The following is a 23,269-nucleotide window of genomic DNA, read 5'->3' on the forward strand; positions in this document are numbered from 1 at the left end:
ATCGAATTAATAGCGGATTTCTATAAGTCCAGTGTGTACCGGATTCACAGAAATGACCGCTCTTACCGTAGATGACTGCAAAAGCGGCGCACAGTTCGATAACTATAGTCCCTGTCAAAATTCGTCGTTGAGCTTGAGGAGCGGCTCTTGAAAGCGTAGTAAACGTCCGGCGTTACCCAGCACCAGCAACGTGCTGAGGTTATGCAATAGCGCCGCAATCATCGCCCCTGCGGCACCGAGCCAGCCGAACGCGGCGAATGCAACAATCGCCAGTGTCCAGCCCAGACCAATGATGACGTTGACCTGCAAGGTTTGCCGACATTGACGGCTCAGCCGTACACAAGTGCCGAGTCGGCGCAGGTCGCTACCGATCAGCACGATGTCCGCCGAGGCGAGCGCAATGTCCGCCCCGCCGGCGCCCATGGCCACGCCGACCACCCCGGCCTTGAGCGCCAGAGAATCATTGATGCCGTCGCCTACCACCATAGGACGGAAGCCGTTACCGATTTCTTTCAGCACGCGATTGAGCTTATCTTCGGGCAGGGCCTGAGCCTCGACATCGCTAATCCCGACATCTCTCGCGAGTGTATGCGCGACACTTTGCCGGTCCCCTGTAAGCAACAGCTGGCGGCCCAAGCCGAGCTCGCGCAACTCACTCAGGGCAAATCTGGCTTCGGGTTTGACGCTGTCGGCGAGTAACAACCAGGCGAGGAATTCACCGTTGAGCGCCAGGCCGGCAATCGGACCATCGTGTTCAGGAACGGCTGAAGTGGGGATGCTCAACTGGCCAAACAACTCAGGTCGTCCCAGCGCAGCCTCACCCTGCTCGGTCATCGCGACCACGCCCAGGCCCTGACGCTCATGAATGTCCGAGAGCAGCAAAAAATGCTCCTGCGTCACCAGCCCGGCCAACGCACGGCTGACCGGGTGACTGCTGGCAGAGCCGAGACTGGCGGCAAGTTTCAACACATGACTGCGATCTTCCAACGGGCTCTCGATGGATTGCAGGCGCAAAGTACCGAAGGTCAGGGTTCCGGTCTTGTCGACCACCAGCGAGGTCAGGTCTGCCAACTCCTCTAGAAATGCCGAGCTGCGGATCAGAATTCCGTGCCGCGCCGCCACCGCCACCCCGGCAATCGCCGTCGCCGGTGCGGACAACACCAGCGCACAAGGACACGCCGCCACCAACACCGCGAGCATGGCTTGGGCATCGTTGGTGATGAACCACGTCACCGCTGCCAGCAGCAACACCAGCACCATGTAGCTGCCGGCATAACGTTCCAGCAGTCGCGTGATCGGCGGCTTGGAGCGCTCGGCGTTTTGCATCAGGGCGATAACTTTGCCAAGGGTCGACTCGTGGCCGGTTCGTGTCACTTCGATGCGCAGCAGGCCGTCGAGGTTGATGGCGCCGCCGAATACCTGCATGCCGACACCCACTTCCATCGGCACCGATTCGCCGGTAATGGACGCAGTGTCCAGGCTCGCCTGGCCGGACAACACCCGCCCATCCGCCGGCACACGATCACCGGCACGTACTTCCACCCGATCACCCGCCATGAGCGTGCCGTTGTCGACTTCGACGATGGAGCCATCTGCCAGAATCTTTCGTGCCTGGCTGCGAGTGAGCTTGCCGAGCGCGTGAATGGCTTCCTGCGAACCGATCACACTGCGCTCCTCCAACACATGACCAAAGATCATGATGATGGGCAGCAATGCCGCCGTGAGCAGATCACCCGTCGCCCAGGCACCGAGCATCGCCAGGGCGATCAACTGATCGGTGATCCCATGCAGGCTCGGATAGCGCAAGCTGTACCAGGCCGAACGCATCACCGGCACGGCCACCAGCAAGGATGCAAAACCGAGCAGCAATTGACTGACACCCGTTTGCTCCGGTGACAGCCAGCGCCACACAAGACCGAGTGCGAGCAGGCCCAACGCGAGCATGGCCAAGGTCAACTGACGGGCAGCGCTGCGTCGTTCGGCCGATGACAACAAGCTCGGTGCAGTGGTGGTTTGCTCGGTCATTGTGCTGCTCCCTGAATGATCAGGCGGGAATCGTCTTTCGGATCAACCGTGGTCAACGAGCCGGCCTGGCCGAGAATTTTCGGCATCCGCTCGCGGTAGAGTCGCAGCAACATTTGCGGGTCAGTGCCCTGTTGTTGCGCCTTCGCCAGGCTCAATACGGTGGCGGTATCCGCTGAGGCTTTTGCCAGCCGTTCGCTCGCCTGGGCGTGGGCGACTTGCAACGCGCGGTCGGCTTGTTCGTTGGCGGTTTGGGTGAGTTTCTCGGCTTCGGTGCGCGCGTTGGCTACGGCTTTATCCGCTTGCTGGCTCGCGGTCAAAACGGCGTTAAAGGCGTTCACCGCCGGGCCAGGCAAACTCGATTGCACATCGACCCGCGCCACTTCAATCCCCAGTCCCTGCCCCGTCGCCGCCAATTCGGCCAGCCGTTGGTTGATGCCTTGCACCAAGTCACCGCGCAAACGTTCCCGTCGTTCGGCCGCGTTTTTATCCGCGCCGATCAGCTCCGGGCGTGCCACCAGGATGGTGTCCAGGTCGCGGGCGGCGGTCAGTGCCACGGCGCTGCGGGTGACGAGGCGATCCAGCGCCGGCAACACGTGTTCACCTTGGAGCACGAACGCATACGGATCGGTGACTTTGTAGAAAACCCGCACATCCAGTTGCACCACTCCCGCATCGCCGGTCAGCAAATAACCGGAGCCTGCCAGTGCATCGCTGATCGGTGTGGCAAAACTGGCCACTCGATCAGCCTGCAACGCTGCATCACTGCGCAGCAGATTTTCCACTCGACGTTCAATCACGCGTTCTGCCGCTGGCAACAAAATCACCTGTTCAAACGGGCGCGGCCACGCTAACAACAATCCGGCATTCTGAATGCGATCCAGTGCGCCGAAATGCAAAACCACGGCGCGATTTTGCGGATCAATCTGCCGCACGTTGGAGAACGCCCAAGCCAAAGCGGCCAATACCGTCACCGCGTACAGCGCGAGAAATGCCAAGCGACCTGCCTGAATCCAAGGACTGCTCAACTCATTTGTTCCACGTGGAACCTGACTCATGGCTGCGATCCGGACTTGTTTTCCAGGTTCGGCGGACCGTCAACCAACACCCGGAATGGCGCGGCATCGGTGCGCAGAATCAGTTTCGTACCCGGCGTGACGATCGTGCCCAAGGTGTCGAGCGAACGAAGCAAGTTGTAGAGCTGCGGCGAACCGGCATAGGCGCGGCCATAAATCTGCGCGGCTTCGAGTCGGGATTGCGCCTCGATGTCGGCCGCTTTCACCGTGGCATCGGCTTGCACGATCCGCGCATCACGCTCGGCGGCGGAACGTATTTGCGCGGCCTCGCGTTTGCCAATGGCGGTGCGTTCGGTGGCGATGGTTTCGCGCTCGGCGCGCATCCGATCAACCGTTGCCGTGAGCGTGACCGATGGCAAGGTCAAACGCTCGATGCCCACTTGCAGCACGCGCACGCCGTAGGTTGTGAGCAACTGCTGATCGATTTGCTGACGCAGTTGCGCTTCGAAATCGGCGATGTGCACCTGATTGGCGTCGGTGTTCACCAGGTTGGCCAAGTCAAAACTGCTTGCGGTGGTTTCCAGCGCCGAGCCGATAAAAGTGCGAATTTGCCGCGCCGCTTCGTCCGGCTGATTCTGCACGGCGCGCATGAAACGTTGCACGTTGTCCGGATCGCCCTGAACCTGCCATGCCACATACGCTTGGACGATGATGCGCAACCCGTCCCGCGTACCCACATCCTGCAAACCGCTGGAAGTAGTGCGCAGCCGCAGATCCACCGGAATTGCCGCTTCGAACGGTGCCGGCCAACGCCAACCCAGGCCCGGCTGCAACAACACTCGCGAAGGATTGCCGAAGCGCGTGATCACCGTTGCTTCGCCCGAGCGCACTTGCACAAGGCTCGCGGCCGCGACTGCAAACGCTACCAGCAATGCCGCCCAACCCATACGTCGCCAAGGGAATGGGCCGGCCTCTTGCGGATCGCCGTGATGGTGGTGATGGCCGTGGTGGTGATGGCCGCCGTGACCGTGATCGTGGCCACTGTGGTCATCGTGATCGTGGGTAGGGTGCTGGCTCAATGGGCGGCTCCTGGCTGAGCGGTTTGACGGGACGGCGCAGGGTCAGCCGGCAACGTGAATGTACGAAGGTCAATGGTCGGCGCATTGCTGCTGCCGCCCAAACGGTGGTCGAGCACCAGCAATCTGGCATTGGCCAGGCCGTGGGAAAGTTGACTGAGGTATTGCTCCAGCACGAAGGCCTGACCGGCGCTGGCGTAAGCCTTTTGTTCGGCGCTGAATTTCAACGCTGCAGCCTGTGCGGTTGCATTGATTTCATGAGCGGTGGCGGTGGCCTGATCATGTGCAATGCTCGCCTGCAACTGCGCCTGGTTAGTGGCTTCGGCGGCGGCTCCGCGCTCACGGGAAATCAACGCTTGCGCGCCGATCTGCGCCGCTTGTACACCGTGATAAGCATTGGCTGCTCCTGCCGGTGGATGAATCGCTTCGACCACCGTCGCGAGTATTTCAACGCCGCTGTCGAGTTTTTTCAGATCCGCCTGAACAGCCCGGCCGATCTCTTCGGCGAGCCCTACCCTGTCCTCGCCAAGCAACCCATCGAGCGTTCGCGATGCAAAATCGTGAACCAGGATTCGGCTGGCTGTGCTGCGGATCAGCGTCGGCACATCGGCGCTGTTGTAGGTCGCGGCCAACGCGGCCTGATCGCTCAGACCGATGCGATAGACAAAGCGCACATCCATGTTGACGATCTGAAAGCTTTGCTTGTCGGCACGGCTGCTGGCGATCACCTGGGATTTGTCGTTCACATGGCTCGCGTCCCACAACCGATTGGCGGTCATCGGCGCCGGGCCTTCGGCAGGGTCGACCTGCACGGGTGCCGACATCTCACCGACACTGGTGGCCAATTCATGGACCACGCCGTTTTCGACACTGAGGACCTGACCCAACGGCCACGGTAAACCTGCGTGCAACCCCGGGCCAAACACCGCCACCGGTTTGCCAAAGCGCTCGTAAATGCCTCGCCCTTGCAGCGGTATTTCGTGAATACCGGTCAGTGACCAACCGACGATGGCGACAACGCCCAACACCGGCAAAAACGCCCGGCGCATGTAAGTGAAAGCCCAGATCTGCCGCAGGTCGATACCGAAGCGGTTGTGTAATTCGTGCTGCAATGCCAGAAGAGGTTGCGGAGGCCAGCGCAGCATATCGGCGAGAAAGCTGCGCGCGAGCAAGGCTGGTTCAAGTTGATCTCGGCGAGGACTGAACAATGACAGCACGGCCCGCAGCAGCAACTCGGCCGCGACAAGTCCCGGCACCATCCCGATCAACACGGCCAAACGTACAGGCCAGACCGAGGTTTCATTGCCGAACAGCAGGCACAACGCACCGAGTACCAGGCTGATGATTGCGACCCGCGTCAACTGCCCCAACGCCCCGGCTTCAGGCCATTGCGCGGTGTTTTCCTGGGCAAGTTGGCGCTCGAGCACCAGCAACCCGAAAGCGAGCAATAACGCGAGGGCCGCGCCGACAGAAGCTGACAGTCCCAGTGCCGCAGGGGGCAAAGTAAGGTTCCACGCCTGTTCGACGCTGAGCAACGCCAACAACGCCCAGCCGCCCAACCACAGCGTCGGTGCCCCTATCTGCCTGAGCACATTCCGTCCGCGCTGGCCGAGCCGATCCAGCAGCCGTTCATACCACCCGACCGGGGCTTCCATGTCTTCAGGCACAATCACTGGCATCACGGGGTTCATCGCCCGCTCGCGCCATTGCGTCACCCACCACGCGGATTGCAGGCCCGCGACCATCACCAGCAACCCAGCGCTCTGATTGAACAGCAAGGCAGGCCAGAGTGATTGCGGCGCAAACAGGCCGACAAAAAAGCCCGATACCAGGCCCATTGCCGCCAGCGTACCCAAGCCGATGGCGAAATGACGCAATCGGCGCCCTTGGAAAACCGCTTGCTGGAACCGCGGCAGCGTCGCTACCTCGGCTCCATCAACATCGAGATCGACTTGCATACCACCCCAGTATTCGAATTTGTGCTCATCGCAATTCGTTACGATATAACAAAAACCGTGAAATTTTTGTACTCAATTGCGCTATCTAAAGATGCCTGACCTGTCGCTTGCCTGAAGCCTTGACCGAAATACGTCGGAACGCACATATTACGCTCGTAATTTTAACCAAAGACTACTTTTACCCCCTCCGATCCCCTTTCAAACCAGGAGTAAATTCATGAGCACTTATGACGTCGTGATACTCGGCGGTGGCCCCGGCGGCTACAACGCAGCGATCCGTGCCGGCCAATTGGGTTTGAAAGCGGCCTGCGTAGAAGGACGCGCCACCCTCGGCGGTACCTGTCTGAACGTCGGTTGCATGCCGTCCAAAGCATTGCTGCATGCCTCCGAACTGTACGACGCGGCCATGGGTGCGGAATTCGCGAACCTGGGGATCGAGGTCAAACCCACGCTCAACCTCGCGCAAATGATGAAACAGAAAGATGAAAGCGTGACGGGGCTGACCAAGGGCATCGAGTTTCTGTTTCGCAAAAACAAGGTCGACTGGATCAAAGGCTGGGGTCATATCGACGGGCCCGGCAAAGTCACCGTGACGGACAATGCCGGTGGCAAGACCGAACTGAGCGCCAAGGACATCATCATCGCCACAGGCTCCGAGCCCACTCCCCTGCCCGGCGTGGACATCGATAACCAGCGCATCCTGGATTCCACCGGCGCACTGTCGCTGACGGAAGTGCCCAAACATCTGGTGGTGATTGGTGCAGGCGTGATCGGGCTTGAACTGGGCTCGGTGTGGCGACGCCTTGGCGCGCAGGTGACGGTGGTCGAGTTTCTCGATCGGATCTGCCCCGGCGTAGACGGCGAAGCGGGCAAAACCTTGCAGCGCTCGTTAAGTAAGCAAGGCATCACTTTCAAGCTGAGTTCGAAAGTAACCAGCGCCACCACCTCCGCCACCGGCGTGCAACTCAGCGTCGAACCCGCTGCGGGAGGTACCGCCGAAATACTCGAAGCCGATTACGTGCTGGTGGCCATCGGGCGCCGACCTTATACACAAGGCTTGGGGCTGGAGAACGTCGGCCTCGCCACCGACAAGCGCGGCATGCTCGCCAACAAAGGCCACCGCACCGAAGCCGCTGGCGTCTGGGTGATCGGCGACGTGACGTCCGGGCCAATGCTCGCCCACAAGGCTGAAGACGAAGCCATGGCCTGCGTCGAGCAGATCGTTGGCAAGGCTGGCGAAGTCAATTACGAGTTGATTCCCAACGTGATCTACACCAAACCCGAACTGGCCAGCGTCGGCAAGACCGAAGAACAACTGAAGGCCGAGGGTCGCGCATTCAAGGTCGGCAAATTCCCCTTCACCGCCAACAGCCGGGCGAAGATCAATCACGAGACCGAAGGCTTCGCCAAAGTGTTGGCCGATGAGCGCACCGACGAAATCCTCGGCGTGCACCTTGTAGGTCCGAGCGTCAGTGAAATGATTGGCGAGTATTGCGTGGCGATGGAATTTAGCGCTTCCGCCGAGGACATCGCCCTGACCTGTCACCCACACCCGACCCGCTCCGAGGCGTTGCGCCAGGCGGCGATGAATGTGGAGGGGATGGCGACTCAGATGTAAATAAAATCAAAAGATCGCAGCCTTGTAGGAACTGCCGAAGGCTGCGATCTTTTCGCTTTTTCAGTTTGGCAAATGCCCCAAAGGCAACGCCCCCGGCGTCTTCACCGTATGAATCGCAAAGTTGCTGCGGATATCGCTCACACCCGGCAACTTCAACAAGCACCCGGTGAGAAAACGGTCGTAGGCGCGCAAATCCGGCACCACCACCTGCAGCAGAAAATCCGATTCCCCAGACACCAGGAACGCCGAAATCACCTCAGGCAACGCCGTCACGGCCAAACGAAAAGACTCCGCCTGCTCGTCGTTATGGCGCTCTACCTTGACCCCGACAAACACGGTCAACCCAAGCCCGACCTCATCGCGATCCAGATTGACCTGATAGCCACGAATCACCCCGGCTTCTTCAAGCATCCGCACCCGACGTAAACACGGCGAAGCCGACAGGCCGATTTCTTCCGCCAGTTGCACATTGCTCAGGCGTCCGTCCCGTTGCAGCGCGGCCAGAATTTTCCGGTCGTAAGCATCCAGTTTCATGGTTTGGCAGATCCCGTTAGTCAAACGATCAGTTAATGGCAGGTTATGCCAACTTTCACCGCATTAGAAGCAAACTACGCAAGCACCTGCCCTGCCTTGGCGCTCTAGACTGGCCGTACCAAATCGACAACGAACGGGGTGCAACATGGCGGGACTGTGGCTGTTTTTCATGGCGCTGGCAGTGGTGTATTTGTTGCCTGGCCCCGACATGATCCTGTTACTGCAAACCGGCGCCCGACAGGGCAAAGGCGCGGCGCTGGCCACCGCCATCGGTTTGGCCATCGCCCGTGGTTGCCATGTGGCGCTGGCGGCACTGGGGTTGGCGGCGCTGTTCAAGGCTGCACCGTGGACGTTTGACCTGGTGCGTCTGGCAGGCGCGGCATACCTGTTGTGGATCGGCATTCAATGCCTGCGATCGACGCTCGTGCCAAACCTGAACGGTGCCGACGAATCCAACACTGACCCCCGTTGGCGCGAAGCGATCCAACGGGGTTTGTTGACCAACCTGCTTAACCCCAAGGCACTGCTGTTCTGTTCGGTATTGCTGCCGCAGTTCATCGATCCAAACGCCGGGCCGGTGCTCGCGCAATTTGCGACCCTGGGCGTCATGTTGGTAGCCGTCGGTTTGCTGTTCGACAGCGCTTACGCCCTCGTCGGTGCGGCGCTTGGCCGATGGTTGCAACGCAGTCCATCGGCGCAGCGCCTGCAGCAGTGGCTATTCGGAAGCCTGTTGATCGGTTTCGCGGTGCGGCTGACGTTTGTTCAACAGGCTTGAGGCTTATTGCTTACGGCGGCGACGATTGATCAACAGCAACGCCGCTGCCGTAACCGCGATCACGGAACCATACTGCAGCGATTTTTTGTAGGGCCGCAGCGTCGAGCGGGCAGCATCAACGACCTGAGTTACATAGCGTTTGTTGGCGCTCTGAAACTCTGGATACGGGCATTGATGACCGAAATTCACTGCCCAATCCACATAGGGACCTTCTTTGACGTAGCGTTGATAGAAGGCGTTATGCTCTTCAAGACTGCTATTCCAACCCGCCGCCGCGCACAGCACCGCCGCAAACGCCTGGCTCGTATGCGGCAAATTGTCGGCGGCGCGACTGGCCAACGCCGTGGCGACGAACCGATAGTGATAACGTTGATCAGGTTGTGCGGCACTGGCCTGCTGACGTTTCACTTCGTCCTGGGCCACCAGCGGCCCGACTTTAAGCTCGGTGGTTTCGAGGCTGTAGTTACCGCCGAACGTCGCGTAATCAGGGGCCATTTCGTAGCCCAGTATGTCCATCCCCCATTCACGCGCCATCCAGCCCGCATTAAATAACGCAGCGGCGCGACGGGTTGGCCACCATGCAGCGTCCGCTTCATCAAGCATCTGGCCATACGCCTTGGCCTTGTTTTGCAGATCACTATTATCGAAATACGCCGGCGCCTCTTCGTAGCGCCCTTCCCGTAGCAAGCGTCGCCCGAGTAAATTGCGCAGGCTCGCCGCCACCGGCAAAGGCACGTAATTATCACGGTCCTGCTGGCTGAGCGGCGGCGGTGCCGACACCTGGGTGTCGACATAATGCTTGAGTTCATCAAGCGTCAGCACACGCTCGGCCACGGTGGCTGCGTCGAACCAATAGATGTTTTGACTGCGATAAAGTTGATCGAAAGCTTGCAGGTAATCCCCGCGTTGCAGGGCCAGAATCGCGCTTTCACCTTCGACCCGACACTTGGGCTGAAGCGTTTCGTAATCGTAGTCCGGCGTTCTCCGGTCACCCCAGGATTCACTCTGCGGGAAGGCCTGGGCCGCCTTCGCATAAGCAGCAGCTGCGGCGCTTTTATCGCCGTCACGCATGGCCAGTTTGGCCCGCAGCCACCACGCCAGGCCACCATCGCCGGCGTGCTCGAGGAAGGCTTTGGCACTGGCGTAATCACCCTGTTGATAATTCATCGCCGCCAGGCGATCGGCGTTATCTAGACTGCCGCGCGTGCTGCTTTGAAGGAGATTGATCAACTTCTGTTCGTTCGACGGTTGATCACCGAATGACCAGCCGAGTCGACTTATCAGCGATGCGGTAACCAATTGCTGTACCGGTTTCCCCTTAAGCAAACCAGTCAGCTGATCCTCAGGCATCGCCGCCAGATCGGCCATCAACAATTTCAGCGAGGTATAACCCACCGCCGAACCATGAACATTCTGCGCGGCGTAGAGTTCGATCGCGCTGTTCCAGTCACCGTCTGTGCGGGCCACGCGGGCCTCTTCACCAAGGCTGGCGACGCCCAGCTCCAGCGGATCGCTGAAGCCGTCGACACTCAATTGGCGTGCCTGCTCGAAGGCCTTGCGTGACTGCGCCAGCAGGTCGGGAGCCGCGCCCGCCTCCGCGCTCATGGCGAACAACGACCGGCCCAACGAGTACGCGGCCCAAGTGCTGCGCAACGCACGTTGATCGGCCGGCAACGCCAACACTTTCTGGAAGTATTCGGCCGCCAGTGCGTGATCACCGGCGCTGAATGCCACGGCTCCGGCCAGGTAGAGTGTGAGTTCAGCCGGCAGGTTCGCGCCCTGAACCTCAACCTGACGCGCATCGGCCAAACCCCGAAACTGTTTCACCAGCGCTTGCTGTTCCACCGTCAAACCGGTTTGTTCGGCCAGGTTTCGCTGCTCCGCATAATCGGAAGCTTCCATGCCGTAGGCGGCTGGCGCAACAGTCTTTAATCCGGCAATCGCGTGGCCGAGACGGCTGACCTCGAAGCTGAAGTTGCCTTCAGGCAGTTCCGCCAGTGATTGGCCACGGTTGTCCAGCAGACGCATGGGAAAATCCGGTCCGCAGGCCAGCGCCGAACCCAGCGGCAAGCTGAGGCTCATGCAAAGCAAATGACGCGGCCAGTTACGGGTAAACATTCGACGCTCCTTGATCAATTTTTGCGCAGCGCGCCCAACCGATGGCACGCTGCCCGCCGGCCGCTATCCGGCCATCGCGTTGGCGGGTGAAGGTAAGCAGATCCGGTTGCTGTTGCAACGCATAACCGGCCAGTGCATCGGCGCCTTCACAGCCCTGCGCTACCAGGGTCAGTCGCTCGGGCCAGGCACTGTCGAGGTTGCCCTCGTTCGAGATACCGATGTCATAGAGGTCGTTCTGGGCCGAGAGTTTCAGCGCCAACCGACTGACCAGCACATCACCGCGAGCCACCGCGCGCAACGTCGTCAGGCTCCAGGCTCGACGGTCATTGGCCAGTGGCAGGCGAAACCAAATCAACCCGGCCAAGTGCGCGGGTGGGTCGTTGCGCAACTCGATGCCGAGTTTGCTCAGTTGTTGCGGGTCGGCCAGCAATTCCCGGCGCTCGCCACCCCGATCGAGCAGCACCTCGCTTTCCACAATTGGCGCGCCACTGGTGCCTGGCAACAACGCCACGCCATAGGCGGGCAGCGCCAGATAGAACGGTTTCGACGAGATGCGACTCCAGGCCTTGGCCCATTGCCGCGCCTGATCCGCATCAAACAATCCCCTACGCGGATCGCTCACCGCATGCACCTGCAACACGCTGCTGTCGACTGTGGATAACAACGCAGGCAGTTCAGGACTGTCGAGCCAGGCCGGCAACGCGGTAATGCTCAGCGGCAACGTTGGGGGTAAACGCGCGTGCAAGTGCGTCAGAAATTCGCGATAGGCCGGTAGCCGAGCATTGCCCGCATCGTGGTCGATTTCCACACCGGCGAGGGTCAGCCCTTGAGCCTGCCAATCGCTGATCACCTGCTGAATCTGCGCTGTCACCTCGTCCTGATTCAATGACTGAAGCTGACCATCAAGGCGGATCACCGCAATCAGCGGACGCCCATCACGGCTTAGCAGCACCGGATCAATTTTCGCCCGACTCCAACCTGCTTGCGGGAAAGCCTGTAACGCGAGTATCCGCAGGGTCGAAAATTCTGCGCGGCTGTCCCTTAACGCAGCGTCATGGGCCGGCGTCCATTGTCTTTGCCAGACGTAAAGTTGCTGATCGAGCGCTGGGGCGTCCTGCCGTTCGCAACCATTGAGCAGCAAAAGCGCCGCCAACGACACGAACAATCGGGTGATTAAAACCATTAGAAATGCCTGTCCCTGAAATGCAGAAAGGGCCTGTCACGGCCCTTTTTCGTACTGCGCCTTACCCTACTCAGCCATCGGCCGATGGGCAATGCTGGCTTGCTGCGCCCCCCTCAGATATCCAGGACCAAAGGCTGCGTTCCTTGAGCAGGAATCGCACAGCAGATCAGTACGTGCCCTGCATCCGGCACTTCCGCCGGTGGCTGTGGGTAATTCACCTGGCCGCTGATCAGGCGAGTCTTGCAGGTCCCGCAGGAGCCTCCGCGACAACTGAATTCAGGATGCAAGCCACGGCTTTCCGCCAACTCCAGCAAACTACCCGCATCAGGCTGCCAGCGCGCTTCCTTCGCCGAGCGCTGGAACACCACCGGCAATGACGTCGTTGCGGCGGGCGGTTGTTCGATAACCACCGCATCGGGATCGGGTTGCCGGCGCAATGTGGAAGGACCGAACGTTTCCGCGTGGATCCGTGCATCGCGGATATCCAGTTCCCGCAGGCCGTCGTACATCGCCTGGGTAAAACTGCCGGGACCACACAGGATAAAATCCAACTGATCGTAGTCGTCGACCTCAAGCAGGTCTTGAAGCAGCGCGACATCAATCCGCCCGGGCAAATCGAAGTCCTCACCCTCCCGGGCGTCCACTTCCGGTTGACTGAGCAGGCGCACTACCCTGACTGCATCACCCGCACTCTCGAGCAAGCGATCCAGCTCGGGACGAAACGCTTGATCCGCCAAGGTCCGCGAACTTTGTAGAAACCAGGTCGGGCGGATACGGCGAGTGCGCAAACCTTGATATACCACCTCACGCAGCATCGATAGCAGCGGCGTAATGCCAACGCCAGCAGCCAGCAATATCAACGGCCGGCGTTCGTGGGGCGCCACGGTGAAATGCCCTTGAGGTGCGCGCGCCTCCAGTAAATCGCCCACCGATATCTGCTCATGCAGGTGCGAAGAAACGCGCCCATCACGCTTCACACTAATGCGGAAGAAATCATCGGACGGCGCGCTCGACAAGCTGTAGGTGCGGATATGCACCTCCCCATCAATGTCGAATCGCAGCGGCAAATGCTGACCGGCCTGGAACAACGGCAGACCGGCTCCGTCGGACGGCTCGAAATAGATCGAGCGAATGTTGTGACTTTCCGCTTCTATGCGGACTACCCGCAACGGTCGCCATTGATCGCCCAAGGCTTTTGCTTGCAGCCGTGCCTTCGCTTGGTCCCAGGTTCCGGTGAGCAAACTGGTGGGTGACACGCCGTCGAAACGCCAGCGCAAACCTAAAGCGGCGGGTCGACGCACCAAATGTTCCACGTGGAACTTCCATAAACGTTCGGCACCTTGAAATGCTTCGACCTGCGGCCCCTCAAGGATAATTTCGGTGCGCCCACTAAGGTGCAGTAGGTCACCGGAATTGAAATCGATGAACAACAAACCAGCCTTTGGGTTAATCAGCAGATTGCCCAAGGTATTGAAAAACAGGTTGCCGGCGAAATCCGGGATGGTCAGGCAATTGCCCTCAACCTGCACGAATCCTGCCTGGCCGCCGCGGTGTGAAACATCCACCGAACGCTCGCCCTCAACGTCCACGAAGCTGGCAACAAAGAATGTGTCGGCCGCTTCGATCATTGCTGTGGCTGCGTCATCCAGATCGCTGAGGTGCTGTGCGATGCGCGTCGTCGGATCTGCCAACGGGACCGAACGAAACTGGCGCAATTGGATGTACTGCGGGCAATTGCCGTAGGACTGTTCCACCGTCACCCCGAATCCACTTGCCGACACGGCCTCGACTCGCCCATTGATCCGGTTGCGCCGGCGAGTGTGCAGTTCGATCCCCAGCAGGCCGATTGCCGCACCATCGCTCAATTGCGCTGGATCGTCCGCAGCCGGCAGGCTGCCGAATTGCAACAGCCCCGGCTCAGGTGAATGAGCAAAGCCTGGTTCACCTTCCAACACGCTGGCCCAAGGATTACCGTCCGCATCCACCGCGCCGTACAGCATGAACGGCAGTTGCTGATAGAACGTACGGTGTTGGTCAGGCATCTCGCGGCGAATCACCCTACGACCCAACGTCTCCATTCGATCGACTACGCCTACATGTGCCTGCAACTGTTTCTCGCCGGCATGCCACGGTGAATGATCCATTACGGCTTCTCCCTGCGCCAACGGCGCAGCGTGAACGGCCCGACAAACCCGGGCCGAAAGCATCAGGCAGTCTTTTGCAGGCCGGCGACGGTGCGCGGCATGCCGACGAAACCGGGCAAGGCTTCGACACGCGCCAGCCAGGCGCGAATGTTGGCGTAGTCGTCGAGCGAGACATTGCCTTCCGGCGCATGCGCGATGTAGCTATAGGCCGCAACGTCGGCAATGGTTGGCTCGCTACCAGCCAGATAAGTCGTGTTGGCCAATTCCTGGTCGACCACCTTGAGCACGGTGTGGGCGTAAGGAATCACTTCTTCAGGCTTATACGGCGCACCAAACACGGTGATCAGTCTCGCCCTGGCCGGGCCGAAAGCGATGGGACCTGCGGCGGCGGACAACCAGCGCTGCACTTTGGCGGCACCGACCGGATCGGCTGGCAACCAGCGACCGTCGCCGTACTTTTGCGCCAGATAGACCAGGATCGCGTTGGAGTCCGCCAACACCACACCGTTGTCATCCAGTACAGGCACCTGGCCAAACACGTTGAGTGCAAGGAACTCCGGTTTCTTATGCTCACCCTTGGCCAGGTCGATGAAGATCAGCTCGGTAGGCAGTTGCAGCAGCGAGAGCATCAGTTCCACACGGTGTGCGTGGCCGGAACGTGGGAAGTTGTAGAGTTTGATGGCTTGCATGGTCGACTCCGCGAGTAAGTGGCGCTGTTCGGGAGAGATCAGCACCGTTGGCGGCCATCTTCTACCAGTCACCAAAACAACAGAATAACCATCAAACGCAATCCATTATTTCGCTGAGTGAAACAAACCATCAAGCCCGTAATGCCGGATGCTCTCGGAGCGCCTTCACCGTAAAGTCGACAAAACTGCGAACCCGCGTCGCAGCCTTGCGCCCGCCCTGATAGATCACATGGATGGGCAGTGGCGGCATTTCGAAATCCGCCAGTACGATTTCCAGCTCCCCGGCCGCCACTTTGCTCGCCGACTGATAAGACAGCACGCGAGTGAAGCCCAGACCAAGGGCGGCGGCGGTAATGGCCGCCTGATTCGCCGTCACGGTGAGTCGCGGATCTGCCCGAACACTCAGCGGTTCGCCATCCTCAAGGAAAGGCCAGTTTTTCAACTGACCGATCGCGGATGTCGCAATGATCGGCGCGTCAGCCAATTCTTGTGGATGTTTTGGCCGACCATGGGTTGCCAGAAACTGCGGTGATGCACAGATCACCCGCCGCACTTCACCCACTCGAATCGCATGCTGATTGCTATCAGGAAGCTCGCCGATGCGCACTGCCACATCAATGCCCTCCTCGACCACACTCACCACCCGGTCAACCAGCAGCGCATTGATCGTGACGTCGGGGAATTGCGTCAGAAAACTCACCATCAGCGGTGTGATAAACAACTCACCAAATAACACCGGCGCAGTGATTGTGAGTTGCCCACGTGGTTGGGCATGACTGCCCGCTGCCGAGTCCTCTGCTTCCTGCACCTCAGCGAGAATTCTCCGACAGTCCTCCAGATACCGCTGGCCCGCCTCGCTCAGATGGACGCTGCGCGTTGTGCGAGTAAGCAAGTGCGTACCGATGCGCTTCTCCAGCGCTGCCACCGCTCGGGTAACGCTGGCCGCCGACAGGCCCAGGCGCCGTGCCGCTGCAGAGAAACCCTGCTCTTGGGCTACGGCGGCGAAGACCTGCATTTCCTGGAAGCGATCCATTAAGGAACCCTCGTTAAAAATCAAAAGATCGCAGCCTGCGGCGGCTCCTGCAGGTGTATATCAATTCCCTGTAGGAGCCGCCGCAGGCTGCGATCTTTTTTGCTTTTTCGCTATCTGTGGATAACTTATTCCACAGTTACCGATTTCGCCAGGTTGCGCGGCTGGTCAACGTCCGTGCCTTTCAACACTGCCACGTAATACGAAAGCAATTGCAGCGGGATGGTGTAGAGGATCGGCGAAAGGATGTCGTGGATGTGCGGCATCTGCACAACATGCGTGCCTTCACCATTGGTCATGCCGGCCTTCTCGTCAGCAAAGACAACCAGTTGTCCACCGCGAGCGCGGACTTCCTGAAGGTTGGACTTCAGCTTCTCCAGCAGTTCGTTGTTCGGTGCAACGGTAACCACTGGCATATCGTTATCCACAAGCGCCAGCGGACCATGTTTCAGCTCGCCGGCCGGGTAAGCTTCGGCATGAATGTAGGAAATCTCTTTAAGCTTGAGTGCCCCTTCCATTGCCACCGGGAATTGCGCGCCACGGCCGAGGAACAGCGTGTGGTTCTTCTCGGCGAACAGCTCGGCGATTTTCTCCACCGTGTTGTCCATCGCCAACGCTTCACCCAGACGGGTCGGCAGGCGACGCAGTTCTTCAACCAGCGTTGCTTCAACGCCTTCGGCCAACGTGCCTTTAACCTGACCCAGGGACAGGGTTAGCAACAGCAGGCCAACCAACTGGGTGGTGAAGGCTTTGGTGGAAGCCACACCGATTTCGCGACCGGCCTGGGTCAACAACGTCAAATCGGATTCACGCACCAGCGAACTGATACCGACGTTGCATATGGCCAGGCTACCGAGGAAGCCCAGTTCCTTGGCATTACGCAGCGCAGCCAGCGTGTCGGCAGTTTCGCCGGATTGGGAAATGGTGACGAACAGCGTGTCGGGTTGCACCACCACTTTGCGGTAACGGAACTCGCTGGCGACTTCGACCTGGCACGGGATGCCGGCCAGTTCTTCGAGCCAGTAACGGGCGACCATGCCAGCGTGATAACTGGTGCCGCACGCGACAATCTGCACGTTACGCACTTTGGCAAACAACTCGGCTGCTTGCGGACCGAACGCTTGCACCAACACTTGATCCTGGCTCAGGCGACCTTCCAAAGTGCGCTGAACTACGGTCGGTTGTTCGTGGATTTCCTTGAGCATGAAGTGGCGGTACGTACCTTTTTCCGTCGCTTCGGCACTGTCGCGGTACTGCACGATTTCGCGCTCGACAACTTGGCCGTTAACGTCCCAGATCTGCGCGCTGTCACGACGGATTTCGGCGATATCGCCCTCTTCCAGGTACATGAAACGGTCGGTCACCTGACGCAAGGCCAACTGGTCCGAGGCGAGGAAGTTTTCCCCCAGGCCCAGGCCGATCACCAGCGGGCTGCCGCTGCGGGCGGCCACCAAACGATCGGGCTGCTTGCCGCTGATCACTGCCAAGCCATAAGCGCCATGCAACTCTTTAACCGCTGCTTTGAGGGCCTCGGTCAGGTCAGGCAAATCCTTGAGTTTGTGGTTTAGCAGATGAGCGATGACTTCAGTGTCGGTTTCCGAGGTGAACACGTAACCCAATGCCTTGAGTTGTTCGCGCAGGGCTTCGTGGTTTTCGATGATGCCGTTGTGCACGACCGCTAAATCACCGGAAAAATGCGGGTGCGCGTTGCGCTCGCACGGCGCACCGTGGGTTGCCCAACGGGTATGAGCGATGCCCAGACGACCGACCAGCGGCGTTTCGGCCAGCGCCAGTTCAAGCTCACTGACTTTGCCCGGTCGACGCACGCGTTCGAGTGTTGCGTCATTGGTGTAGACCGCCACGCCGGCGCTGTCATACCCACGGTATTCCAGACGCTTCAGGCCTTCGACCAGGATGGCGGTGATGTTACGTTCTGCGACTGCGCCGACAATGCCACACATGCTATTTCTCCTGACTGACAGCCGCGCATATCAAAGTGATGCCGCGGGCTTGAATCTGATCGCGGGCCTCAAGCGGCAGGCGATCATCGGTAATAAGGGTATGGACGCTGCTCCAAGGCAGTTCCAGATTGGGAATCTTGCGGCCGATCTTGTCGGCCTCGACCATAACGACTACTTCGCGGGCAACTTCAGCCATGACGCGACTCAGACCCAACAATTCATTGAACGTGGTTGTACCGCGAACCAGATCGATGCCATCGGCTCCGATGAACAACTGATCGAAGTCATAGGAGCGCAGTACCTGCTCGGCCACCTGACCCTGGAAGGATTCGGAGTGCGGGTCCCAGGTGCCACCGGTCATTAATAGCACCGGTTCATGCTCCAATTCACTCAAGGCGTTGGCGACATGAAGGGAATTGGTCATCACCACCAGGCCCGGCTGCTGACCGAGTTCCGGGATCATCGAAGCGGTAGTGCTGCCGCTGTCGATGATAATCCGCGCATGTTCGCGAATTCGCGTCACCGCCGCGCGGGCAATGGCCTGTTTGTATTTGGAGACTGGCAGACCGACGTCAGCCACCAGTTCCTGAGGCATGGTGATTGCCCCACCATAACGACGCAGCAACAGACCATTGCTCTCAAGTGCGGCCAGATCCTTGCGAATCGTAACTTCCGACGTTTCGAAGCGCTTGGCCAACTCATCCACAGTGACTTCGCCCTGCTCAGTGAGCAAGGCGAGGATGTTATGGCGACGTTGTGGTGTGTTGCGCTTCGACATGGCTGATTAAGTTTCGATTCGAAAGATAACGTAAGCAATCAAAACCTATCAGCGAAACTTCGTCAAGCGGTGCAACGAGAAATTATCTGTGGATAAACGAAGGCTGCGATCTTTTGATTGTCAATCGCTGTGGATAACTCAGCTCTTCTTAATCTTCACCGGCCGTTTCCAGCCATCGATATTTTTCTGCCGTGCGCGCCCCACAGCCAACTGCGCGTTATCCACATTCTGAGTGATGGTCGAACCTGCCGCCGTGGTTGCGCCCGAAGAGATATCCACAGGCGCCACCAACGAATTGTTGGAACCGATGAACACATCCTCACCCAGCACCGTTTTCCACTTGTTGGCGCCATCGTAATTGCAGGTGATGGTGCCAGCGCCAATGTTGGTTCGCGCGCCAATTTCGGCATCGCCCAGGTAGGCCAGGTGACCCGCTTTGGCACCTTCGCCCATGTGCGCATTTTTCAGCTCGACGAAGTTACCCACATGCGCCCGCGCTTCCAACACAGAACCTGGACGCAAGCGCGCGAACGGACCGGCATCGCTACCCTCACCCATAATTGCGCCTTCGAGATGGCTGTTCGCCTTGATCACCACACCTTTACGCAGGGTGCTGTCCTTGATCACGCAGTTCGGACCAATGACCACGTCGTCTTCAATGACAACTTTGCCTTCGAGAATCACGTTGATATCGATCAGCACGTCGCGGCCAACGGTAACTTCACCGCGGACATCGAAACGGGCCGGGTCTCGCAGGGTGACGCCCTGAGCCATCAAACGGCGGCCGGCGCGCAATTGATAGTGACGCTCAAGCTCGGAAAGCTGCTTGCGATCGTTGGCGCCCTGCACTTCCATGGCATCGTGAGGTTGTTCGGTGGCTACGACCAGCCCGTCGCTTACCGCCATGGCGATCACGTCAGTGAGGTAATACTCGCCCTGGGCATTGTTATTGGAGAGGCGGCTCATCCAGTCGCCAAGACTTGCGAATGGCAGGGCCAGAATACCGGTGTTGCCTTCAGTGATTGCGCGCTCGGCTTCATTGGCGTCTTTCTGTTCGACGATAGCGGTAACGTTACCCGCCGCGTCACGCACGATGCGGCCGTAACCGGTCGGATCGTCCAATTCGACAGTGAGCAGGCCCAGTTGACGCGGTGCAATCTTCTTGAGCAGACGTTGCAGGGTTTCCACTTCGATCAGGGGCACGTCGCCATAAAGGATCAGCACCGTATCGGATTTTATGAAAGGCACGGCTTGGGCCACGGCATGGCCGGTGCCCAGTTGTTTGTCCTGAAGGACGAAATTCAGATCATCAGCGGCCAGGCGTTCACGTACGGCGTCGGCGCCGTGGCCTATCACCACATGGATCCGCTGTGGATCAAGTTGCCGGGCGCTGTGGATAACATGCCCAAGCATCGAGTTACCGGCAATCGGATGCAAAACTTTTGGCAACGACGAGCGCATGCGGGTGCCTTGGCCAGCAGCGAGAATTACGATTTCAAGAGACATGACTGGCTACCAATCCTGGGTGGTCAGCGGCTGCGACCGGGTTTAAAAATCGGAAAAGAAAAAAGGGTAGCCGAGGCTACCCTTTTTAATCAATCACACAACAAGCGTTGGCTTAGTGGCCAAACTTCTTGCGGATCTGCTGGACGGTACGCAGCTGAGCTGCGGCCTCGGCCAGACGTGCGGCAGCAGAACCGTAATCGAATTCCGCGCCCCGCTCATGCAGGGCTTTCTCGGCAGCCTTAACGGCTTCCTGAGCGGAGGCTTCGTCCAGGTCGGCAGCACGTTGCACGGTGTCGGCAAGAACCTTGACCATGTTCGGCTGAACCTCGAGGAAACCACCGGAGATGTAATACACCTCCTCTTCCCCGCCCTGCTTGACCAGGCGGATCGGACCTGGCTTCAGATTAGTGATCAGCGGCGCGTGACCCAGAGCGATACCAAGATCACCCAGTGCACCGTGCGCAATCACCATCTCGACCAGACCGGAAAAGATTTCTCCTTCCGCGCTGACGATATCGCAATGGACTGTCATAGCCATCTGATTGCCTCAACCTAAATTAGCGCCCGTTGCCGGGCGCCGGGATTACAGTTTCTTGGCTTTCTCGATCGCTTCTTCGATGCCGCCAACCATGTAGAACGCTTGTTCTGGCAGGTGGTCGTAGTCACCGTTGAGGATGCCTTTGAAGCCAGCAATGGTGTCTTTCAGGGAAACGTATTTACCCGAGGCACCGGTGAAGACTTCAGCCACGAAGAACGGCTGCGACAAGAAGCGCTGGATCTTACGAGCACGGTTTACCAACTGCTTGTCGGCTTCCGACAGCTCGTCCATACCCAGGATCGCGATGATGTCCTTCAGCTCTTTGTAACGTTGCAGAACGTACTGGACGCCGCGAGCGGTGTCGTAGTGGTCCTGGCCGATTACGTTCGGATCCAGCTGGCGCGAAGTCGAGTCGAGTGGATCGACCGCTGGGTAGATACCCAGGGAAGCGATGTCACGGGACAGAACGACGGTGGCGTCCAAGTGGGCGAAGGTGGTCGCTGGCGACGGGTCGGTCAAGTCGTCCGCAGGTACGTATACCGCTTGGATCGAAGTGATCGAACCTTCCTTGGTCGAAGTGATACGTTCTTGCAGAACGCCCATCTCTTCAGCCAGGGTCGGCTGGTAACCTACTGCGGAAGGCATACGGCCCAGCAGTGCGGATACTTCAGTACCGGCCAGGGTGTAACGATAGATGTTGTCGACGAACAACAGAACGTCGTTACCTTCGTCACGGAACTTCTCGGCCATGGTCAGGCCGGTCAGTGCTACGCGCAGACGGTTACCCGGCGGCTCGTTCATCTGACCGTAAACCAGTGCCACTTTGTCCAGAACGTTGGAATCCTTCATCTCGTGGTAGAAGTCGTTACCCTCACGAGTACGCTCACCCACACCGGCGAACACGGAATAACCGCTGTGCTCGATGGCGATGTTACGGATCAGTTCCATCATGTTTACGGTTTTGCCTACACCGGCACCACCGAACAGACCAACTTTACCGCCTTTGGCAAACGGGCAAACCAGGTCGATAACCTTGATGCCGGTTTCCAGCAGGTCGTTGCCGCCTGCTTGTTCAGCGAACGAAGGCGCTGGACGGTGAATGCCCCAACGCTCTTCGGTGTCGATCGGGCCAGCTTCGTCGATCGGGTTACCGAGGACGTCCATGATCCGGCCCAGGGTCGCTTTACCGACCGGTACGGAGATGGCTGCGCCGGAATCGGTAACTTCCAGACCGCGCTTCAGGCCTTCGGTGGAACCCATCGCAATGGTGCGAACCACGCCGTCGCCCAGCTGCTGCTGAACTTCCAGGGTGGTTTCAGCCGCGCTCACTACTTTCAGCGCGTTGTAGATGCTCGGTACGCTGTCGCGTGGAAATTCCACGTCGATAACGGCGCCGATGATTTGAACGATACGTCCGCTACTCATAGCTGGATCCTCTGAATATTTGAACCGTTAAACCGCGGCAGCGCCGCCGACGATTTCCGAGATCTCTTGGGTGATCGCAGCCTGACGCGCCTTGTTGTAGACCAGCTGCAAATCGCTGATCAAATCACCGGCGTTGTCGGTAGCGTTCTTCATTGCGATCATCCGCGCAGCCTGTTCAGCCGCGTTGTTCTCGACCACCGCCTGGTACACCTGCGACTCCACGTAACGCACCATCAGGCCGTCAAGCAGCTCTTTGGCGTCCGGTTCGTAGAGATAGTCCCAGTGGTGCTTGAGTTCTTGATCCGGGGTTGCCACCAGCGGAACCAATTGCTCCACGGTAGGCTGTTGCGTCATGGTGTTGATGAACTTGTTGGACACCACGGACAGGCGGTCAATACGGCCGTCCAGGTAGGCATCCAGCATCACCTTGACGCTGCCGATCAGATCATTGATCGACGGCTCTTCACCCAGGTGGCTGATAGCTGCAACGACGTTACCGCCGAAGTTGCGGAAGAAAGCCGCACCCTTGCTACCAATCACACACAGATCAATCTCGACGCCGTTTTCGCGGTTTACCGCCATGTCCTTGACCAGGGCCTTGAACAGGTTGGTGTTCAAGCCGCCGCACAGACCACGGTCACTGCTCACCACGACATAACCAACGCGCTTTACTTCACGGTCGATCATGAACGGATGGCGGTATTCCGGGTTGGCGTTGGCCAGATGCCCAATTACCTGGCGGATACGCTCCGCATAAGGACGGCTAGCAGACATGCGCATTTGTGCCTTGCGCATTTTGCTGACCGCCACTTTTTCCATGGCGCTGGTAATCTTTTGCGTGCTTTTGATGCTCGCAATCTTACTGCGAATCTCTTTTGCGCCTGCCATGTAACACCTA

At 59.1% G+C, this 23,269-nt stretch carries 18 protein-coding genes; 2 read left to right on the plus strand and 16 right to left on the minus strand.

The window, feature by feature from the left end; translation table 11 throughout:
* Window positions 1-114: 114 nt before the first annotated feature.
* Genes NL64_RS17745 through hflK (NL64_RS17760) form a run of 4 tightly spaced genes read right to left on the minus strand, consistent with a single transcriptional unit; the run spans window position 115 to window position 6,072 of the window.
* On the minus strand, window positions 115-2,025 hold the full coding sequence (locus NL64_RS17745; protein WP_034149377.1) for a cation-translocating P-type ATPase: 1,911 nt from the start codon (window positions 2,023-2,025) through the stop codon (window positions 115-117).
* Window positions 2,022-3,080, minus strand: a complete 1,059-nt coding sequence (gene hflK / locus NL64_RS17750; RefSeq protein ID WP_034149378.1) for a protease modulator HflK — start codon at window positions 3,078-3,080, stop codon at window positions 2,022-2,024. The genes NL64_RS17745 and hflK (NL64_RS17750) overlap by 4 nt, the downstream gene beginning before the upstream one ends.
* Complete coding sequence (gene hflC / locus NL64_RS17755; RefSeq protein WP_034149379.1) at window positions 3,077-4,117, minus strand: protease modulator HflC; 1,041 nt, start codon at window positions 4,115-4,117, stop codon at window positions 3,077-3,079. Before hflC ends, hflK (NL64_RS17750) begins: the two co-directional genes overlap by 4 nt.
* Window positions 4,114-6,072 carry a protease modulator HflK gene (gene hflK / locus NL64_RS17760; RefSeq protein WP_034149380.1) on the minus strand — a complete coding sequence of 653 codons (1,959 nt, stop codon included), beginning with the start codon at window positions 6,070-6,072 and terminating at the stop codon, window positions 4,114-4,116. The genes hflC and hflK (NL64_RS17760) overlap by 4 nt, the downstream gene beginning before the upstream one ends.
* 217 nt (window positions 6,073-6,289) lie before the next feature.
* On the opposite strand from hflK (NL64_RS17760), the gene lpdA reads away from it, so the two are divergent.
* Window positions 6,290-7,690: a dihydrolipoyl dehydrogenase gene (gene lpdA / locus NL64_RS17765; protein ID WP_034149381.1), complete on the plus strand. Its 1,401-nt coding sequence runs from the start codon at window positions 6,290-6,292 to the stop codon at window positions 7,688-7,690.
* A 60-nt stretch (window positions 7,691-7,750) separates the two neighbouring features.
* Here lpdA and NL64_RS17770 read toward each other — a convergent pair whose 3' ends face one another.
* The gene (locus NL64_RS17770; RefSeq protein ID WP_034149382.1) at window positions 7,751-8,224 is read right to left on the minus strand and encodes an Lrp/AsnC family transcriptional regulator; all 474 of its coding nucleotides are present in this window, start codon (window positions 8,222-8,224) and stop codon (window positions 7,751-7,753) included.
* Between the two features lie 145 nt (window positions 8,225-8,369).
* On the opposite strand from NL64_RS17770, the gene NL64_RS17775 reads away from it, so the two are divergent.
* The gene (locus NL64_RS17775; protein WP_034149383.1) at window positions 8,370-8,999 is read left to right on the plus strand and encodes a LysE family translocator; all 630 of its coding nucleotides are present in this window, start codon (window positions 8,370-8,372) and stop codon (window positions 8,997-8,999) included.
* A 3-nt stretch (window positions 9,000-9,002) separates the two neighbouring features.
* Here NL64_RS17775 and NL64_RS17780 read toward each other — a convergent pair whose 3' ends face one another.
* From NL64_RS17780 to atpG, 11 genes are all read right to left on the minus strand, one after another.
* Complete coding sequence (locus tag NL64_RS17780) at window positions 9,003-11,117, minus strand: hypothetical protein (protein WP_034149384.1); 2,115 nt, start codon at window positions 11,115-11,117, stop codon at window positions 9,003-9,005.
* Complete coding sequence (locus tag NL64_RS17785; RefSeq protein ID WP_034149385.1) at window positions 11,104-12,300, minus strand: DUF3142 domain-containing protein; 1,197 nt, start codon at window positions 12,298-12,300, stop codon at window positions 11,104-11,106. Before NL64_RS17785 ends, NL64_RS17780 begins: the two co-directional genes overlap by 14 nt.
* Before the next feature lie 113 nt (window positions 12,301-12,413).
* Window positions 12,414-14,444 (minus strand): FAD-binding oxidoreductase, encoded by a 2,031-nt coding sequence (locus NL64_RS17790; protein ID WP_034149386.1) that lies wholly within the window; start codon window positions 14,442-14,444, stop codon window positions 12,414-12,416.
* Between the two features lie 62 nt (window positions 14,445-14,506).
* Window positions 14,507-15,133 (minus strand): glutathione S-transferase family protein, encoded by a 627-nt coding sequence (locus tag NL64_RS17795; protein ID WP_034149387.1) that lies wholly within the window; start codon window positions 15,131-15,133, stop codon window positions 14,507-14,509.
* 130 nt (window positions 15,134-15,263) lie between these two features.
* A complete protein-coding gene (locus tag NL64_RS17800; RefSeq protein WP_034149388.1) occupies window positions 15,264-16,166 on the minus strand; it encodes a LysR family transcriptional regulator in 903 nt (300 codons plus the stop codon).
* Between the two features lie 125 nt (window positions 16,167-16,291).
* On the minus strand, window positions 16,292-18,124 hold the full coding sequence (gene glmS / locus NL64_RS17805) for a glutamine--fructose-6-phosphate transaminase (isomerizing) (protein ID WP_034149389.1): 1,833 nt from the start codon (window positions 18,122-18,124) through the stop codon (window positions 16,292-16,294).
* Window position 18,125: 1 nt separating this feature from the next.
* Window positions 18,126-18,902 (minus strand): DeoR/GlpR family DNA-binding transcription regulator, encoded by a 777-nt coding sequence (locus NL64_RS17810; RefSeq protein ID WP_034149390.1) that lies wholly within the window; start codon window positions 18,900-18,902, stop codon window positions 18,126-18,128.
* A 138-nt stretch (window positions 18,903-19,040) separates the two neighbouring features.
* Complete coding sequence (gene glmU / locus NL64_RS17815; RefSeq protein WP_034149391.1) at window positions 19,041-20,408, minus strand: bifunctional UDP-N-acetylglucosamine diphosphorylase/glucosamine-1-phosphate N-acetyltransferase GlmU; 1,368 nt, start codon at window positions 20,406-20,408, stop codon at window positions 19,041-19,043.
* Between the two features lie 112 nt (window positions 20,409-20,520).
* Entirely contained in the window at window positions 20,521-20,946 is a 426-nt protein-coding gene (locus NL64_RS17820) for a F0F1 ATP synthase subunit epsilon (RefSeq protein WP_007969909.1), read from the minus strand.
* Between the two features lie 45 nt (window positions 20,947-20,991).
* Window positions 20,992-22,371, minus strand: coding sequence for a F0F1 ATP synthase subunit beta (gene atpD, locus NL64_RS17825; protein ID WP_007911961.1), 1,380 nt, complete (start codon window positions 22,369-22,371; stop codon window positions 20,992-20,994).
* 27 nt (window positions 22,372-22,398) lie between these two features.
* Entirely contained in the window at window positions 22,399-23,259 is an 861-nt protein-coding gene (gene atpG, locus NL64_RS17830; RefSeq protein ID WP_034149392.1) for a F0F1 ATP synthase subunit gamma, read from the minus strand.
* Window positions 23,260-23,269 lie beyond the last annotated feature (10 nt).

Source organism: Pseudomonas fluorescens (assembly GCF_000802965.1).
Lineage (GTDB): Bacteria > Pseudomonadota > Gammaproteobacteria > Pseudomonadales > Pseudomonadaceae > Aquipseudomonas > Aquipseudomonas fluorescens_A.